Origin of the sequence: Streptomyces sp. NPDC091272 (genome assembly GCF_044757485.1) — a bacterium.
GTDB lineage: Bacteria > Actinomycetota > Actinomycetes > Streptomycetales > Streptomycetaceae > Streptomyces.
On record NZ_JBIVVC010000018.1, the window covers coordinates 24,543 to 41,144 of the forward strand.

General features: G+C 72.3%; 12 protein-coding genes. 3 read left to right on the plus strand and 9 right to left on the minus strand.

Translation table 11 applies throughout. The features are described from left to right. Positions 1-54: 54 nt before the first annotated feature. Positions 55-684: a ScbR family autoregulator-binding transcription factor gene (locus tag ACIQM4_RS33040; protein WP_401599029.1), complete on the minus strand. Its 630-nt coding sequence runs from the start codon at positions 682-684 to the stop codon at positions 55-57. 117 nt (positions 685-801) lie between these two features. Here ACIQM4_RS33040 and ACIQM4_RS33045 point away from each other — a divergent pair, with 117 nt between their 5' ends. Together ACIQM4_RS33045 and ACIQM4_RS33050 are read left to right on the plus strand one after the other, a co-directional pair. After that, a complete protein-coding gene (locus ACIQM4_RS33045) occupies positions 802-1,725 on the plus strand; it encodes a ScbA/BarX family gamma-butyrolactone biosynthesis protein (RefSeq protein WP_401599031.1) in 924 nt (307 codons plus the stop codon). A gap of 502 nt (positions 1,726-2,227) precedes the next feature. After that, on the plus strand, positions 2,228-3,490 hold the full coding sequence (locus ACIQM4_RS33050) for a phage/plasmid primase, P4 family (protein ID WP_401599033.1): 1,263 nt from the start codon (positions 2,228-2,230) through the stop codon (positions 3,488-3,490). A gap of 46 nt (positions 3,491-3,536) precedes the next feature. Here the strand turns inward: ACIQM4_RS33050 and ACIQM4_RS33055 are convergent, their stop codons facing one another. From ACIQM4_RS33055 to ACIQM4_RS33090, 8 genes are all read right to left on the minus strand, one after another. Then, a complete protein-coding gene (locus tag ACIQM4_RS33055) occupies positions 3,537-5,681 on the minus strand; it encodes a condensation domain-containing protein (protein WP_401599035.1) in 2,145 nt (714 codons plus the stop codon). Positions 5,682-6,090: 409 nt separating this feature from the next. Further along, the gene (locus ACIQM4_RS33060) at positions 6,091-6,924 is read right to left on the minus strand and encodes a 4'-phosphopantetheinyl transferase family protein (RefSeq protein WP_401599037.1); all 834 of its coding nucleotides are present in this window, start codon (positions 6,922-6,924) and stop codon (positions 6,091-6,093) included. A gap of 67 nt (positions 6,925-6,991) precedes the next feature. Further along, a complete protein-coding gene (locus ACIQM4_RS33065; RefSeq protein WP_401599039.1) occupies positions 6,992-8,722 on the minus strand; it encodes an acyl-CoA dehydrogenase in 1,731 nt (576 codons plus the stop codon). A 155-nt stretch (positions 8,723-8,877) separates the two neighbouring features. Then, positions 8,878-9,525 carry a ScbR family autoregulator-binding transcription factor gene (locus ACIQM4_RS33070; RefSeq protein ID WP_401599041.1) on the minus strand — a complete coding sequence of 216 codons (648 nt, stop codon included), beginning with the start codon at positions 9,523-9,525 and terminating at the stop codon, positions 8,878-8,880. Between the two features lie 35 nt (positions 9,526-9,560). After that, the gene (locus tag ACIQM4_RS33075) at positions 9,561-10,421 is read right to left on the minus strand and encodes a BTAD domain-containing putative transcriptional regulator (RefSeq protein ID WP_401599042.1); all 861 of its coding nucleotides are present in this window, start codon (positions 10,419-10,421) and stop codon (positions 9,561-9,563) included. Positions 10,422-10,680: 259 nt separating this feature from the next. Then, on the minus strand, positions 10,681-11,340 hold the full coding sequence (locus ACIQM4_RS33080) for a ScbR family autoregulator-binding transcription factor (RefSeq protein ID WP_401599044.1): 660 nt from the start codon (positions 11,338-11,340) through the stop codon (positions 10,681-10,683). Between the two features lie 342 nt (positions 11,341-11,682). After that, positions 11,683-12,921 carry a cytochrome P450 gene (locus ACIQM4_RS33085; protein ID WP_401599046.1) on the minus strand — a complete coding sequence of 413 codons (1,239 nt, stop codon included), beginning with the start codon at positions 12,919-12,921 and terminating at the stop codon, positions 11,683-11,685. 166 nt (positions 12,922-13,087) lie between these two features. Next, a complete protein-coding gene (locus tag ACIQM4_RS33090) occupies positions 13,088-13,774 on the minus strand; it encodes a ScbR family autoregulator-binding transcription factor (RefSeq protein WP_401599048.1) in 687 nt (228 codons plus the stop codon). Positions 13,775-14,151: 377 nt separating this feature from the next. On the opposite strand from ACIQM4_RS33090, the gene ACIQM4_RS33095 reads away from it, so the two are divergent. Beyond that, positions 14,152-16,227 carry an acyl-CoA dehydrogenase gene (locus ACIQM4_RS33095; RefSeq protein WP_401599049.1) on the plus strand — a complete coding sequence of 692 codons (2,076 nt, stop codon included), beginning with the start codon at positions 14,152-14,154 and terminating at the stop codon, positions 16,225-16,227. The last annotated feature ends 375 nt before the right edge of the window (positions 16,228-16,602 follow it).

Below are 16,602 nucleotides of genomic sequence, written 5' to 3' on the forward strand. Positions count from 1 at the left end.
TCGTTCGGGGGAGACGCTCACTCGGGGAACGGCCGCGGGACACGGGTGTCCGGATCAGGCGTTCAGCCAGTCCGCGCGGGCCTGGTCGGCGCGGAGCGCCGAGACACGGGCCGGGGAGGTGAGCGACGGCAGGAGGATCTGCCACATCTGGAGGGTGCGGGCGGTCAGGTCGCTCCGGCCGCTGACCACGTGGGAGTACATCTGCATGCCGGTACACGCGCTGACCAGGAACTCCGCGACGGCCGTGCTGTCGACCGCCTCGTTCAGTTCGTCGTCGCGCCGTGCGGCGAGCAGGCAGCTCTCCATGATCTGCGCCCACTCCTGGTACGGAGTGGCGTCCTCCATGCCGAATCCGGCCTGTTCGCCGGTCAGCCGGACGCCCGCCCGCAGCACCGGGTTGGCCTGCAGCTGGTGCGCCCACACCAGGGTCAGGTCGACCAGCCGCTGCAGGCCCTGTGAGGCCAGCCGGGGGATGACGGTCGTGGGCTGGGCGTTCATCACCGCACGGGCGAGCGCCTCTTTGTTCTCGAAGTGGAAGTACACGGCTCCCAGGGTCACTCCGGCACGCTTCATGATCTCTCTCATGCTGGCGCCGCTGTAGCCGCGTTCGTCGAAGACCGATGCCGCCGCGTAGATGATCTCATCACGCGTTTTGATGGCTCGATCCTGCTTCGGCTCCGACATCAAAGTTCGGCCTTCCCTCGACAAACAAAAAGAACACGCGTTATGTTACGGCCCTGGGCGCGACTGCGCCAGACGAGCGGAGCAAATCCCGTGCTCCGCAACAATCTTGGGGGACCAGTGACCGTCGTCGAAGAACGTCCCGCACCCACCACCCTGCTGCGCTCCGTACCGCAGGAGTACGTGCACAAGAGAAACGCCGCCGAGGTGCTCCTCTCCGGATGGACGCAGACCCGCGCGAACGAGTTCGTCGTCACGGCGCTCTGGCCGCGCGTCCACCCGCTCTACTGCCTGGGACACGGACTCTACGACCCGATGCTCTTCGCGGAGACCGTCCGCCAGTGCATCCCGCTGCTCTCCCACGCCGGCTACCAGGTGCCGGTCGGACACCACCTCATCTGGCAGCACCTCACCTTCGAGGTCGACCCGTCCGCCATGTACATCGACGAGCGCCCCGGTGCCGTCACCCTGCACCTCACCTGCTCGGACGTCACCGTCCGGTCCGGCCGCCTGGCCGCCCTGACCATGCGCGTCACCGCGCTGCGCGACGGCATACCGATGGGCACGGCCGAGGCCCGCTTCTCCAGCCACTCCCCCGCCATCTACCGCAGGCTGCGCGCCGGTTCCGGCGAGGGCGCCCCCACGGCCGCCGCGTCCGGCGCGCTGCCGGGGATCTCCCCGGACCAGGCGGGCCGGGTGAGCGCCGGCGACGTCGTGCTGGCGGAGACCGGTGTCCAGGACCGGTGGCTGCTGCGCTCCGACACCACGCACCCGCTGTTCTTCGACCACCCCGTCGACCACGTCCCGGGCATGCTGCTCCTGGAGGCAGCCCGCCAGGCGGCCCACGCCCAGGCCTGGCCGCTGCCGCTCTACCCCTACCGGCTCGCCTCCACGTTCTTCCAGTACGTCGAGTTCAACAGCGACTGCCACATCACCGCCTCGCCGCTGCCCGCCGGACACGGCGCACTGCCGGGCATCAGCATGACCGCGGAACAGGGCGGGGTCACCGCCTTCACCAGCACGGTGACCACGACCGCCCGCTGACCCCCGCGCCCCGCACGCTCCACAGGCACCCGCGCGTCCGCACCCCGACGCACCCCGGCGAACAGCGCGCCCACCGGCACGACTTGATTCCCAGGCCCCGCACACGCCAGGAGACAGGCGCCGGGAGAGGAAGCCCACCCCTCTCCCGCCCCCCACTCCCCCCAGAACTCCGTACCACCGTCCCGCGCACCAGCGATGTACCCGACCGGCCCCGCCTGCCTCTTGCGCACCCGTGTACGCGCCGCACCGCCGTACCCGGGCCCCGCAACTCCCCGAGGCTCAGTCGCTCCGGTCGCTGAAAGGAACCGTCCGTGCCCCTCGAACCGGGTTCCTCACCCAGCGGCCCATCGTGCGGCGCCGTACTCGCGGGCCCCTCGAACCCGCCTGGACCTCCCTCGCTCGCGGCCGTCACCGCGGGAGCGGCGCCCAGCTCGACGCCCCTGCCCCAGGCGGCCGTCGGCCACCTCGCTGCGGCGGCCCGCCCGTGACCCTGGCCGCCCCGGTGGCAGCACCGCGCCTCGTCCCCACCGCCCCGTACCCGCCCGTCGAGCCGTCCCCGGTGCCGGACAGCCTCAGCGACCGGGGCAACGCCAAACTGTTCGCCGCCCGGCACCGGCACGGGTTCCGGTACGTGCCGGGGCTGGGCTGGTACCGGTGGTCCGGCCACCGCTGGGAGGACGACAGCGACCACACCGTGCTGTGGGCCGCCGGGGACCTCGCCGAGACGCTCGCCGAGCGGGATCCGGCAGGCCGCCACTCCCCCGCCGCGCTGCGCCGCCACCGCCACCACTCGCTCTCCACCACGGGCATGCGGGCCATGCTGGAACAGGCCCGCGGTGCCCCGGGAATCGCCCTGCAGGCAGACCAGTTGGACGCCGACCCGTACGCGCTGTGCACCCCCGACGGCGTGGTCGACCTGCTCACCGGCACGCTCAGCGCGCCGGACCCCCGCACCCAGCTGCACTCCCGGGCCACCGAGGTCGGCCCGAGGGCCATGCCGACCCCCTACTGGGACCGCTTCCTCGCCGACACCTTCGGCCGGGACCCCGAGGGCGCCCGGCTCGTCGGCTACCTCCAGGAACTGCTCGGCTACTCGATCACCGGGGACGTCGGCGCGCAGATCATGCCGTTCCTCTTCGGCTCGGGCAAGAACGGCAAGTCCGTCCTGCTGGACGTCATGGTCAAACTCCTCGGGGGCTACGCGGACGCCGCACCCCCCGGCTTCCTGATGGCCCGCCCGTACGAACGCCACTCCACGGACCTGGCGGAACTGCACGGGCGGCGCATCATCGTCTGTGCCGAACTCAGGCCGGGCGACGCCTTCGACGAGGCCCGCGTCAAGCATCTGACCGGCGGCGACCGGATCAAGGCCCGGCGCATGCGTCAGGACTTCTTCTCCTTCACCCCCACCCACAAACTGTGGCTGCTGGGCAACCACCGCCCCGAGGTGGGCACCGGCGGCTTCGCGTTCTGGCGGCGGATGAGGCTCATCCCCTTCGACCAGGTCGTCCCCGACCACCGCACGATCGACAACCTCGCCGATCTCCTGGTCGCCGACGAGGGCCCGGGGATCCTGCACTGGCTCATCACCGGGGCCCGCCGCTATCTCGCGGGCGACCGGGGCCTGGCCGGGCCGCAGCGGGTGCGCACCGCGACCGCCGCGTACGCGGAGACCGAGGAGCGCCCAGCCCGCCACCCGGGCGAACGCTCCCGCCTCCCGTTCGGCCTGCGCGCCGACCGGGACCGGCTGTACAGCCACTCGTGAGCGTCCCGCACCGGCAGCCCGTGCCCACGCTCCGGGGCCCGTGGTGTCACCGGACGCGCCGCACCATGTCCTCCAGGGTGCGGACGAAGTCGGCGGCGGGCGTCTCGGCGCCGGTGAGCACCACGAGGGGGGCTCGGGCGCCGAAGGCCGCGACCGCCCTGGCCACTTCGTACGCGATCACACCGGCGCCGGAGAAGCCGCCGAGCACGACGGGGCCCTCGGCCAGTACCCGCAGGACGGCGTCCCGCAGCCGGGAGACCTCCGCGGGACGCAGCAGGGCCACTGCCTCGGGGCCCCGGTAGGCCCGGACGAGACGGGTGTGGGTGGAGCGGCGGGCGGCGGGGGTCTGGACGAGGCAGACGGTGCCCGCGCCGGGGCTGGTGGCCGGGCGCAGTACGACCAGCGGGGGCGCGGCGGCGTCCTCGGCGTACGCCCCGGCGACGGTGCGGCCCGGGGCCGGGGGCGGTTCCTCGGGGAGGCCGGCGAGCAGTTCCAGGAGGTGTCCGACGGTGGTGTTCCGGTCCGCCTCGGCCGGGATGCGGCGCAGCAGGTGCGCGGTGTGCGCGAGGAGTTGCTCCACCCCGGCGAGGCGGGCGGGGTCGTAGGAGGCGGTGAGGGTGAGGGCTCCGTCGTCGGTGTGCTGGGCGATGAGGGTGAGGGGGTAGGCGGTACGGGCGCCGAGGGTCTCGGCGGAGCCGATGTGGACGCCTTGCTCCGCGAGGAGCCGGGTGAGGGCGTCGTCCTCGTACCGCTGGTTCTCGAAGACGAGCAGGCTGCCCGTTGCCGGGATGCCGCGCAGGCCTGCCCAGGCGCGGGCCTGGCCCGCGGTCACCCACTCGTAGGCGGAGCGCTCCACGGCCTGGTCGCGCAGCGCGTCCAGGAGGGCGGGCAGGGTGGCCCGGGGGTCGACGTCGACGGTGACCGGCAGGGGGTTGCGCAGGGGGGCGGGCAGCTGCTCGACACCGCTGAGGGGGATGCCGCGGCCGGAGACGGTGGCGTGGAAGCGGATGCGGGTGGGGCCCTCGCTGCCTCGGGCGCGGTACAGCAGGAGGGCCCATACCGCGTGCAGGACGCTGCTCTCGGGGCTGCCGAGTCCCGCGGCCCATTCGTAGAGCCGCTCGGCCTGGCCCGTGGTGAGCCGGGTACGGGTGCGACCGCTGCCGTCGCCCTTCCGGCGGGCGCCGGGGCGGGGCCCGCGGCCGGTGGAGGTGGCGGCGGGGAGGTGGGTGCCGGGCAGGTCGGTGCCGGGGGCGAGGTCGGCGCCGGCCCAGAACTCCTGGGCGGGGGCGGTGTCCTGGTCGGTGAGCCAGCGCAGGTAGTCGCCGAGGTCGGGCCGGCGTTCGCCGCCCGGGAGCACGCCGTCGGCGAGGTAGGCGCGGTAGAACTCGCGCAGCAGGGTCCGCACGCTCCAGCCGTCGAGGAGGGTGTGGTGGAAGGTGAGCAGGATGTGGGCGGGGGCGGCAGGGCCGGCGTCGGCTGCCGGGGCGGCGGGGCCTTCGGGTGGTGCACCGGTCAGGACGGTGATGCGCAGGGGGCCGTCGGTGCGGGGGTCGATGCCCCGGTGGTGGTCCTTCTCGACGGCTGCGGGCCAGTCGGTGGTGGCGTACGACAGGCGTACGACGTCCGGGGTGAGCCGGTCGCGCTGGACGAGGTAGGGCTGCGGGCCGTCCTCGAACGCGGTGCGCAGCACACTCTCGTGGTCGAAGACGGACTGCCACGCGGCGGTGAACCGGTCGACGTCGAGGGGGCCGCTCCAGGTGAAGGCGAGCTGTTCGCTGTGGCGGCCGGTGCCGGGGTGGGCGTCGGTGTCGGCGATGAGTTCGCGTTGCAGCGGGGAGGGCACGAGCCTGCGGCCGGCGGGCTCGTGGGAGGGGGTGTGGGTGAGCAGGCCGGCCAGCAGGCCCGCCGGGAAGTCGACGGGGGTGTCCGGTTCGCCCGCGGCGGTGAGCCGCAGGGTGTGGCGGCCGGGGCCGTGCTCCTCCAGGCGGTGGAGCCACAGGGGTGCGCGGGTGGGGCGCAGCGTCGCACGGTCGACGCGGTCCAGCGCGGCTTCGAGCCGGTGGGTGTCCAGCGGCCCGTACAACTCCAGTACGGGCAGGGCCTCTTCGGCCTTGCCCGGGAGGCCGGTGAGGCCGGTGAGGTCGACGACGACGATCAGTTCGTCACCGGACGGGATGTGGTCGGCGGTCATGGTCTCCGGGGGCGCTTACGTCCGCATGGCTGCGCGTGCGTCCACGCGCGCTCTCCACTGCCGGTGCGGCGGAACCTCTCCTTCCCCTCCTTCACCGACGCGAAACGGATACCGGGATTCCGGCCCGGACCGCACTGCTCCGGCGCCGGTGGTACGGAGTGGGAGGAGGTGGAGGGGGACGGGGCGGCCAGGGGGCGACGCCCCGTCCCACGGGGTGGGCAGTGCGGACGAGGAGCTGCGTCGAGCTCCGCCATTTTCGGCCTCCTCGTCTTCGCACACGCACCCACCGTTTCGTACGGTAGCGGGGCGGGGAGAGGTGTGCGCGGCCTCTTGAGCGTGGTTCGAGCGGAGCTGGAACGGCCCTGTCCCGGCGGGTCCTTTCCGCCGTCAGCGGCCCGGTGCGGCGGGGTCAGTCGAGGAGTTCCGCGACCGCCTCCATGAAGCCCTCGTCGAACATGGTGTGCGCGGCCGTGTCGGGCGAGCTGTTGAGGCCCGCGTCCTGCCGGGCCACGCTGAGCAGGTAGCGGCTGCCCAGGACCCGGTGCGTGACGAAGGCCCATTCGTCCTCCGCGGCGGGGCTGCCGTCGGGTGCGCGCAACCCGCCGTTGCCCGCGCCGAAGCCGAACTTGGTGAAGCCGAGCCGCATCCCCTGGCCCAGGGCCTTGGTGTAGGCCTCCTTGAGGGTCCACAGGCAGAGCAGTTCCGCGGTGCGCCGCGCCGCGGGGAGGCCTTCGAGGGCGGCCCGTTCGGCGGGGGTGAGCACCTGGCGCTGGAGCAGTTCGTAGGACATCTGCCGGTCGGCGGGCTCGGAGTCGACGCCGATGCGGCCGTCACGGCTGATGCCGACGGCTATCAGGTCCTCGGTGTGGGTGAGGCTGACGTCGATCTGGTCGAGCCCGCGCAGGTAGGGCCGTCCGCCCGCCTTGTACGCGAGGTCGATGCCGGCCGGGGCGATGCGCAGGGCCGCGGCCGCGGTGTACTTGGTGGCGAGCCGGGAGGCGGCGAAGCGGTAGCGGGTGGTGGGGTCCTCGGTGCGCCGGAAACGCTGCCAGTCGCGGCCGAGCAGGGGGCGCAGGGCGGGGTCGGCGACGACGGTGGTCAGCCATTCGCCCCAGGTGGTGTGGACGACGGCGTTGCCGTGGCGGTCCATGGCTTCCCGTACGCGGTGCCAGGGTGCGTCAGGTCCGCCGACGTGGACGGGCTCCGCGATGCGCTCCGCGCCGGGCAAAGGGGTGTGGGTCAATGTCGTCCCTGCCTTCCGTGGGTGCTGAGCGGTGGTGCGGATGGTGCGGGTGGTGCCGGGGGTGCTGTCACGGGGTGGTGGTGGCGTCGAGGTCGTAGCCGCGGCCGTCCCGGTAGCGGCGTACGACTTCCTGGAGGACCTGTTCCTGGCAGCCGTCGGGCAGTTCGGGCACCGGGATGCCGAGCTGGCCGCCGATCCGGGAGAGGGCGAGCACCACCCAGGCCGGGTTCACCAGGAACGGGTCGCTGCCGTCCTGGCCCTCCCAGACGCCGAGGACGGCCGCCGCGCCGACGACGCGGCAGTAGCGGTCGCTGAGGACGGCCACCGCAGAGTCGGCGAGGGCCGCGCCGGAGGCCGGGAGGTGGCGGCACTGTTCCCGCAGGGTGCGCAGTTCGGTGACGAACTCCTCGGCGAGCGCGGCGAGAGCGGCGATGTGCCCGCCTGCGCCGCGGGCCGCGGCGAGCCGGGCGGCGGAGCCGACGAGGGAGGCGGCCATGAAGTCGCCGCCACCCGCGATGCCGAGCAACCGGTGGTCCAGGTCGGGCAGTTGGGCGTCCTTGCGGAAGAGGTCCGCGGGCGGCTCCGGCTCGGTGAACCAGGAGCGCTCGGCCAGGTTGCGCAGCTGCGGTACGAGGGCGGCCTGGCAGGAGGCGCGGCCCGCGTGGCCGAATCCGGCGACGGGCAGGTCGCGGGCGAGTTTGCCGAGGGCGCCGTACTCGGGGCTGCCGTGGTCGTAGCCGTGCGCGCCGAGGACGGGGGCGAGCTCTTCGAGGTTCTCGCGGAGCAGGTCGGGCACCACGTACTTGACCGCGGCCGCGAACACGTGGGCGCTCGCGGGCAGCAGGCTCAGTGCCCGCAGGACGACGGTGCTCATGCTGTCGCAGGCCAGCAGGTCGGCGAAGACCCCGGCGAGCGGCTTGTGCCAGCGGCGGGCGACGGGCCGTCCGCCACGGCCCTCGGTCGCGGCCCTGACCGCGGAGCGCAGCACGGTGTCGGTGGCGGCGGTGACGGCGCCGCAGACCAGGCTGCGGTTGACCTGGAAGGTGCGCAGGGCGAGGGCGACACCTGCGCCCGCCTGGCCGACCAGTGCGTCCGCGGGGACGGGGCAGTCGTGGAACTCCAGGCCGCTGAAGAGTGCTCCGCGCATTCCGGGGATGTCCACCCGGGGCAGCGGCCGTACCCGGTGGGGCGGGTGCCCGGCGGGGTCCACGAGGAGTACGGAGTGGCTGCGGGGGCCGCGGGCGGGGTCGGTGCGCGCGTAGACGACCTGGAGGTCGGCGCGGTCCGCGTTGATGATGACGTCCTTGCGCCCGCTGAGCAGGTAGCCGCCGGGGCCGGGGCGGGCGGTGAACTCGTGGCGCAGGATCGCGTTCGCGTGCGCGAGTTCGTGGTGCAGGGTGGTGGCGCGGGCGCCGTCGAGCAGCCGGCCTGCGACGTACCGGCGCTGGTGTTCGCTGCCCGCGGCCCAGACGACCCCGACGGCGAACAGCGAGGTGATCCCGTGGCCGAAGCCGAGGGCGAGGTCACGCCGGAAGACCGGGCGCAGGGCGCGTACGAGGTGGTCGGCGCGGGTGAGCAGACCGCCGTGCGCGGCGGGCACGAACTCGGCGCCGGTTCCCGCTTCGGTGAGCAGTGCCTCGGTCGCGGCGGGCACCTCGCGCCGGGCGTCGGCGGCGAACAGGGCGCGCAGGCCGTGCGGGTTGGCCGGATCGTAGGGATCACCGAGCAGTGCTTCGAGCCTGGCGGCCCGTACGAGCGGGGCGCCCGAGGTGTCGGTTGTCTCGGCGATCGTGGTCATGGAGGCACTGTGACGACTTTCGCTTGAGGACCGACGGAGAACGGGTCCAGCGGTCGCTGAGAAGTGCCGGAGGTGGGCGGGCGGCCGGGCGGGGCGGGGACGCGACCGGGAACCGCGTGCCGACGCGGGGACGGGGACGGGAGGGGCGGTGGCCGTCAGGAGGCGGTGGACGCCAGGAGGTGGGTCAGGGCCGGGGCGGCGACCCGGTAGTGGGAGGCTTCGGCCGGCGGTACCAGGAGCGGGAGCAGGGCGGTCCACAACTCGCCCGTCCTGCTGCGCAGTTGGTGGTAGGTCAGGCCGGTGCCCGACAGGGCCGCGATTCCGCACACCGCTGCCGGGAGCAGTGCCTCGGTCGTTTCCCGGCCTGCCAGGTCGCTCAGGTCGCCCGCGGTGCGGGCCTCGCCGATCAGGTGCAACACCTCGCTCATCCAGACCTGGTGCAGGTCGGTGACCGGCGGCCGGCGGTCGGCGCACTCGTGGGCGATGCGGAAGCCGGCCCGTACGACGGGGTCCTCACAGCGTGCTCGTACCAGCCAGTGCGTCAGGTCGATGAGCACCTGCACGGGGGGCTCCCCCGTCCGGCGCCGCTCGCTCACGAAGTCGTGGAGCATGGCGGCGCCCTGCTCCTGCACCGCGTCGGCGAGCCGGTCCTTGGAGACGAAGTGGAAGTACAGCGCGCCTTTGGTCATGCCTGCGGCGTCCACGATCTCCCCGAGCGTGGCACTCGCGTACCCCTTGCGGCAGAACATCTCAGCGCCGGCCAGCACCAGCCTGCGCCGGGTCTGCTCCGATCGGGCCTGCATCTGTCCTTCTCCCTTCCGCCGCCCGCCGGCTCGCGTCAGCCCACCCGGCTCAGCCGTTCCGCGCCGGGGCCGGGGGGCACGGCGGGCGCGGCGGGTGCGGCCGGTGCGTCCAGGGGCTGCTCGGGACCTGCCATCAGGATCGAGCGCTGCAGCCGGCGCAGGCCCGCGGACGGTTCCAGACCGAGTTCGCGCACCAGGGTCTGGCGCAGCCGCTGGTAGACGTCGAGTGCCTCGCTGCGGCGGCCGGAGCGGTGCAGGGCGAGCATGAACTGGCCGTGCAGGTTCTCGTGGGTGCGGTAGCGGCTGACCAGCACGGTCAGTTCGGCGAGCAGCTCGCGGTGCCGGCCGAGTCGCAGGTCGGCCTCTATGCGCTGGTCGAGCGCGCAGAGCCAGGTCTCCTCCAGGCGCCGTATCTGCATCTCCAGCTGCGGCCCGGCCTGTACGTCGGCGAGCGCGGAGCCGTTCCACAGGGCGAGGGCCGTGCTCAGTTCGCGGGCCGCGCGCGGGAAGTCACCGGCGTCCATGGCCCGGTAGCCGACCCCGGCGAGCCGCTCGAACTCGCGGACGTCACTGGTGCCGCCGGAGGTGTGCAGCACATAGCCGCCCGGTGCGGTCACGAGTACGTCCTTGGCGATGCGCGGGGCGGTGCCCTGCGGGTCGTGGACGAGGGCGGCCGCGATCATCTCGCGCAGCTGGAGCACGTACGTCTGGAGGGTGGTGCGGGCGCTGCGCGGCGCCTGTCCTCCCCAGAGTTCCTCGACGAGTGAGGCCACGGGTACGACCTCGTCGGCGTGCAGGGCCAGCAGGGCCAGCACCTGTCGCGGCTTGGGGGCCGTCGGCGTCACCGAGATCCCGTTCTCCCTGACGGCCAACGGGCCCAGTACTGCGATGTCCACGCCGTTTCCCCTCTTCGGTGTGCCACTCACCACTCGGTACACACCCAGTTAAAAACAGGTCAACCGGTCTGTCAATACAAAACCGCCCGTGCTGTTTTATTAGGATCCCGCGTCCCACTCAAGCGGCCCTATAGTCGCGCCGGAGGGAGTGCCTGTGCTGAACTCCGCCTGTACTGGACGGTGTTGGGGTTGCACGGAGAGCATGGCCCTGCGAGGCCACCTCCGACGAACAGGAGCCAAGAGAAGACCGTTCGGTCTGTTAGAGAGGAGGTGAACATACCGAGTAGTCTCGTTTGAGGCGGGGCAGCAGCAGCTCCCAGAAGCCGGTGACCGCCCGGCCCGTGTACCAGCCGGGGTCCTGGGCGCCCAGCACCTCGAAGCCCACGGTGGCGGCGACGATCGCCCCGGCCGCGTCCTGCGGGGACACGCCGTCCGCCAGGGATCCCTCCCGCGCGGCCCGGGACAACGCCTCCTCGACCCAGCGCTGCCAGCCCAGCCGGCAGGTGCCCGCTCCCCTGGCAGAACCCGTGCCCAGCTCGAAGCCGGCCCTGACCACGACGTCCTGCGCGAGTCTGGCCATCAGCGCGTGCGTAGCCCCGACGAGTTCCTGGAGCACCCCCTCCTCGGCCTGGGACGCCTCGGCGGTGATCGCGCCCAGCGCCCTGGTGGCCTCGGCCTCGACGGCCAGGGCGAGTGCCTGCTTGTTCTCGAAGTGGAAGTGCAGCGCGCCGTTGCTGACCCCGGCCCGGCGGCTGATCGTGGTCAGCGACGCGGGCACGTACCCCTCCTCGGCGAAGACCTCGGCAGCGGCGAGGATCAGAGACTCGCGAGTGCGTATCGCACGCTCCTGTTTGACCATCTGCTCTCTCGCTCTCTCCTGGGGGTTGCTGTTCCGGCGGCCGTAGGTGACGGCGGTCACCGTACCTTGATCATCCGGATTAACAAACCGCTTATGCGGTTTTTGGAGGTGGAGGGGTGGGGGAGGTGATTACGGCGTAATCACTCGCGGGGGTCCCGGCCCGGGTGATTACGCCGTAATCACCCGCGGGGGCCGTCCGGCTCAGGTGATTACGCCGTAATCACCCGCGGGGCGGTCCGGCCCGGGTGATTACGGCGTAATCACTTCCGGATCGTGCCCGGCGCCCCGCACCGCCCACCGCCCACGAAAAGAGCTCCGCGGCCCGGTCGTGGGCCGCGGAGCTCCGGTTTCGTCGTACAGGTCGCCGAGGTGCTGCGGGGCCCGTCCGGCGGGCCCGTGCCGTCAGTGGACCTGGTCGCCGAGGAGGACGGGCAGCGCCCGGTGGGTGTTCATCAGGAAGGTGGGCATGGGCCGGAGTTCGTCCGGGGCGCACGCGAGAGTGAGGTCGGGGAAGTGGGCGAAGAGGGTGGCGAGGGCGGCGGCGGTCTCCACGCGGGCCAGCGGCACCCCCATGCAGCGGTGCGTGCCGTGGCCGAAGCCGAGGGTGTCGCGGTCGGTGCGCAGCAGGTCGAAGTCCGCGGCGTTCTCGCCGTACCGCTCGGGATCCAGCCCGCCCGCGGCGAAGGAGACGAGGATCGGGTCGCCCTGCGGTATCCGGACGCCGTCCAGGTCGATGTCCTCGACCGCGAAGCGCATCGGCGAGTACGCGCCGGGCGTGTGCACCCGCAGCGTCTCGGCGGCCACGTCGTCCCAGGTGGCGCGGCCGGCCCTGACGTGTTCGTACTGCTCGGGGTGGGTGAGCAGCGCCGCGACGGCGTTGGTGATCAGCGCGGCGGTGGTGTCCTGGCCGCCTGCGACCATCAGATAGAGGGTGCCGAGCAGTTCGCTCTCGCTGAGCCGGTCGCCCTCGTCACGGGCCTGGACCAGCAGGGAGGTGAGGTCCTCCCCCGGTTCGGCGCGCTTGGTGGCGACGTGTGCGGCGAGCAGTCCGAAGGCCTCCATCCTGGCCGCTTCCATCTCCTGCGCGGAGACCGTGGTGCTGAACACGGTGTGCAGCGCGGCGCACAGCGCCTTGGTGGCGTCGCCCTGCGGTATCCCGAAGAGCTCGCAGATCACCCGCATGGGCAGCAGCTCGGCGTACGAGGCGCGCAGGTCGACGGGGGTACCGGCGGGCCGGGCCGCGAGGTCGGCGACCAGTTCGGCGGTGATCTCCTCGACCCGGGGGCGCAGGGCCTCGGAGCGGCGTGCGGTGAAGGCGCCCGCGACCAGCCGTCGGAGTCTGGAGTGCTGCTCCCCGTACGCGAACAGCATGTTCTCGTTGGCCACCCAGGGGTAGAGCGGCCAGTCCTGCGTGATCCGGCCCTCCCGCAGGTCCGGCCAGTGCCGGCGGGCGTCCTTGGAGACCCGGGGGTCCACCAGCAGTTGTTCGACCTGGCGCTGGCCCACGACGGCCCAGGCCTTCACGTCCCCCGGCAGCCGCACCTGGACCGCGGGCCCCTGGGCCCGCAGCATGGCGGCCTCGCCTGCGAGATCCTGCCCGGTGACGTCCAGCGCGTACGGGCATGCAGTTACGTCCGTCATTTCCCCACCCCTGCGTCGATGCGTCGATGTCACTGCGTCGTACTCGTACCAGTTCGTACGGGTCGCCGGGCCCGGGGAGGTGATTACGGCGTAATCACCTGTCGCCGGGGCCGGGAAGTGATTACGCCGTAATCACTTCTGCAGGGCACCGCTCCCCCGCAGAGGGTCAGACGTTCACCTCGGCCGCGCGCTGCTGCTTCTCGCGGGCCTCGACCGCTTCCTCGTACACGTGCGCTGCCCGCTCCGGAGAGATGTCGAGCCGTACGAGCACCGCGGGCAGGGCGATGCTCAGCATGAGGTGGCTCTGGAGGTCGGCCACCCGGTCCGGCATGTCGGCATGGTCCGTCATGATCTTCGAGAGGACCTGGACCCCGGTGAAACTCCCGGCGAACAGTTTCGCCGCGGAGGCGACGTCCACCTGGGGCAGCAACTCCCCCTTCTCCTGCGCCTCGCCGAGGATGGCCGCGTTGCGGTCGATCCAGCCGCTCATCGGCACCCGGCGGTCCAGCCCGTCCAGGCGCGAGCCCTGGTCGACGGTGAGCCGGATGCTGCCGCGCACCATGGGATCGCGGGTCTTGAGCATGTGCGCCAGCATCAGGGACTCGTCGACGCCCTGCTGGAGGGTGAGCTCGCGCGGGGGCACCTGCGGAATGGCCAGCACCTGGTTGGCGAGCACCGCCTGCGCGAGCTCCTTCTTCGAGGCGAAGTGGAAGTAGAGGGCCCCCTTGGTCACTCCGGCCCGGCCGAGGATCTCGGAGATGGCCGCAGCCTCGTAGCCGACCTCGTCGAACACCTCGGCCGCCCCGGCCAGAATCGCGTCGCGCGTCCGGACTGCCCGCTCCTGCTTCGCCACCAGTACCTCCGCGCCTTGCTGCGCCTATGACCGCTCATCCATTTAAAGACCGAACGGTACGTATCTTATCGCCATCACCCTCCGTACTGACTGGTTGGAGCCGGTGGGGGCGGCACAAAGGCGGGATCGGGCCCCCGGAAAGCCTGCATGTGCGGTTACGACGCCCTCCGGAGCGACAATAAAACCAGTCAGCCGGTTTTTCAATGCCCCTGCGGGTGGGCACATTCCCCCCGCATGTGCGCGGAATTGCCCGACTGAATCAGACATTCCTCTTCTCCTGGCCATTGATTTGGTACCCGTGGGCCCTTGAAAACAAAACCGGGTGGTACGTATCTTCATGCCCTGCAACGGATCCGTGACGACGCTGTGGGGGAACCATGACTGTGCTCACGCACCGCCCGGAAGAGCTGATTCCCGCTGTGCTCCAACCGGTGCTCCTGGAGGCGCCGCACCTTCCGGATGTGGCGGCCGACCTGCTGCCGGATCTCGCGGCCGAGGCGGCCGAGCTGCTGCCCGACCTTCAGGCTGAGGTGGCGACCGCGCTGCTGCCCGATCTCGCGACCGAGCTCGCCGCCGACGTGGCGGCCGAGCTCACGGCCGGCGTCGTGGTCGCCGGGGAGCTGAGTCATCTGCTCTTCGACCAAGGGGAACGGGAGCGGGTCCACGGCATCTGGCGGGAGTTCGTCTCGGACGAGTCGTTCCGCTACCGGGACGGCCTCTCCCCCGCCGCGCGTGCCGCGCTCGCCTACGAACGGCTGCGGGAGGTCAACGCCGTCATCGGCAGCCCCGAGGCGCTCGCGGGCGACCCGCAGATGCTCGCCAGCCTGCACGAGTGGGCGGCGATCGTGGACGGCGGCGGCGGGCTGTGCACCGTAGCGAGCATCCACTACAACCTCTTCCTCGGCAGCCTCCTCGACCACGACCACGACCTCGGCGACGGCGCCAGCGAAGGCGCCGGACGTGACCTCTCCGACTTCCTGTCCATGCGCCGCACGGGAACCTTCCTGTGCACCGAGCTGGAACACGGCAACGACGCGAGCGCCCTGGAGACCGTCGCTGATTACGACGTAATCACCGACACCTTCGTGCTGCACACGCCGACGCCCGGCGCCCAGAAGTTCATGCCGAACACCAGCCCCGTCGGCGGCCCCAAGAGCGCGCTGGTGGCCGCGCGGCTCCTCGTCGAGGGGCGGGACGAAGGCGTCTTCCTCTTCCTGGTGCCGTTGAGCGACGAGGCGGGGCTGCTCCCGGGCGTCAACGTACGTCTGCTGCCCTACCGCGCGGGGGCGCCGGTGGACCACTGCCTGACCTCCTTCGACCACGTACGGCTGGAGCGCGGCGCACTGCTGGAGGCCGAGCACGGGCGGCTGGACGGGGCGGGGAAACTGGTCAGCGCCCTGGGCAACCGGCGCAAGCGGTTCCTGCACTCCATCGGCCGGGTCACCACGGGCAAGCTCTGCATGAGCGGGGCGGCGGTGGGCGCCTCGCGGGCCGCGCTCGCCATCGCCGTGCGCTACGCGCAGCACCGGCACGTCAGCGGGGCGAGACCGGGCGAGCGGGTGCCGCTGCAGGCCCACCGCAGCCATCACGGCAGACTGCTCGGCCCGCTTGTCACCTCGTACGCCATGACCTTCGCGCACCGGGAGGCGGTCAGCGGCTGGGTCGAGGCGTCCACGGCCGAGGAGCGGGTGGAGGCCGAGCGGGAGGTGGCCGTCATGAAGGGCTGGATCACCTGGCAGGCGCGCACCGTCACCACCGAGTGCCGGGAGCGGTGCGGGGCGCAGGCCCTGTTCTCCGCCAACGGGCTCGCCGACTTCCCCCAGTACACCGAGGGGACCATCACCGCGGAGGGCGACAACCTGGTCGTCTGGCTGAAGGCCGCGAGTGAGCTGCTCTTCGGGGCGGGTGCGCAGGAGCGTACCGAGCGGGACGTGCCGCTGGCCGAGCAGCCGCTGACGGACCGGCGGTTCCTGCGCGATCTGCTGGCGGACGCCGAGGGGCTGTGGCGGACCAGAGCCAGTGCGGGGCTGCGCAGGGGACCGGCGGGGGATCCGCTGGGGCGGTGGAACTCGGCTTCGTACGCGGCGCTGCGGATGGTGGGAACCCATGCGACCGTACGGGCGGCCGACGCCTTCTCACGGGCCGTCGAGCGGGCGGCGGGAGCGGAGGCGCGCGCCCTGCTGGAGAACGCGTGCCTGCTGTTCCTGCTCCAGCAGTTGGGCGAGCACACCGGGGACCTGCTGGCCTCAGGCCGGCTGACGGCGGAACACGCCCTCGCCCTCCCCGAGACGATCGAGGCTCTCACCTCCGAACTCGCGCCCCACATGACGACACTCGCCGACGCCTTCGACCTGCCGGAGGAGTTCCTCGCAGCGCTCCCGATGCTCCAGGAGAACGGCTACGGCTTCCTGGAGGGAGCGCAGTCGTGGGGCGGGGGCGGGGGCGGGGAGTGATTACGGCGTAATCACCCACGGCCGCCGGGCGCAGCCTGGGCGGAGCCCGCGTGAGGGGTGTGGGGCTCGGGGTGATTACGGCGTAATCACCTGGGGACGCGGCGACCCGCTCCGCTCGGCCGAGGGGCTGGGTGATTACGCCGTAATCACCTGAACGTCGGCGAGGGCCGCTCGGCCGGACCGGCCGTCGGGTGATTACGGCGTAATCACTTGAGGACGGCGGGCGGCGGGCGGTGGTCCGTGGGACGGAGGACGGGTGGGAGTGATTACGGCGTAATCACTCAGGGGGTGAGGACGGTGCCCGTCGGTGGAGCCGCGGGCGAGGGTGAGGTGATTACGGCGTAATCACCCAGGGGCTGGCGACCGTGCTCACGG

Coding starts and splice junctions, on each gene's coding strand:
- ACIQM4_RS33055 (WP_401599035.1), bottom strand. CDS start 5,681: ATGACCGCCGACCACATCCCGTCCGGTGACGAACTGATCGTCGTCGTC.
- ACIQM4_RS33070 (WP_401599041.1), bottom strand. CDS start 9,525: ATGCAGGCCCGATCGGAGCAGACCCGGCGCAGGCTGGTGCTGGCCGGC.
- ACIQM4_RS33085 (WP_401599046.1), bottom strand. CDS start 12,921: ATGACGGACGTAACTGCATGCCCGTACGCGCTGGACGTCACCGGGCAG.
- ACIQM4_RS33065 (WP_401599039.1), bottom strand. CDS start 8,722: ATGACCACGATCGCCGAGACAACCGACACCTCGGGCGCCCCGCTCGTA.
- ACIQM4_RS33040 (WP_401599029.1), bottom strand. CDS start 684: ATGTCGGAGCCGAAGCAGGATCGAGCCATCAAAACGCGTGATGAGATC.
- ACIQM4_RS33095 (WP_401599049.1), top strand. CDS start 14,152: ATGACTGTGCTCACGCACCGCCCGGAAGAGCTGATTCCCGCTGTGCTC.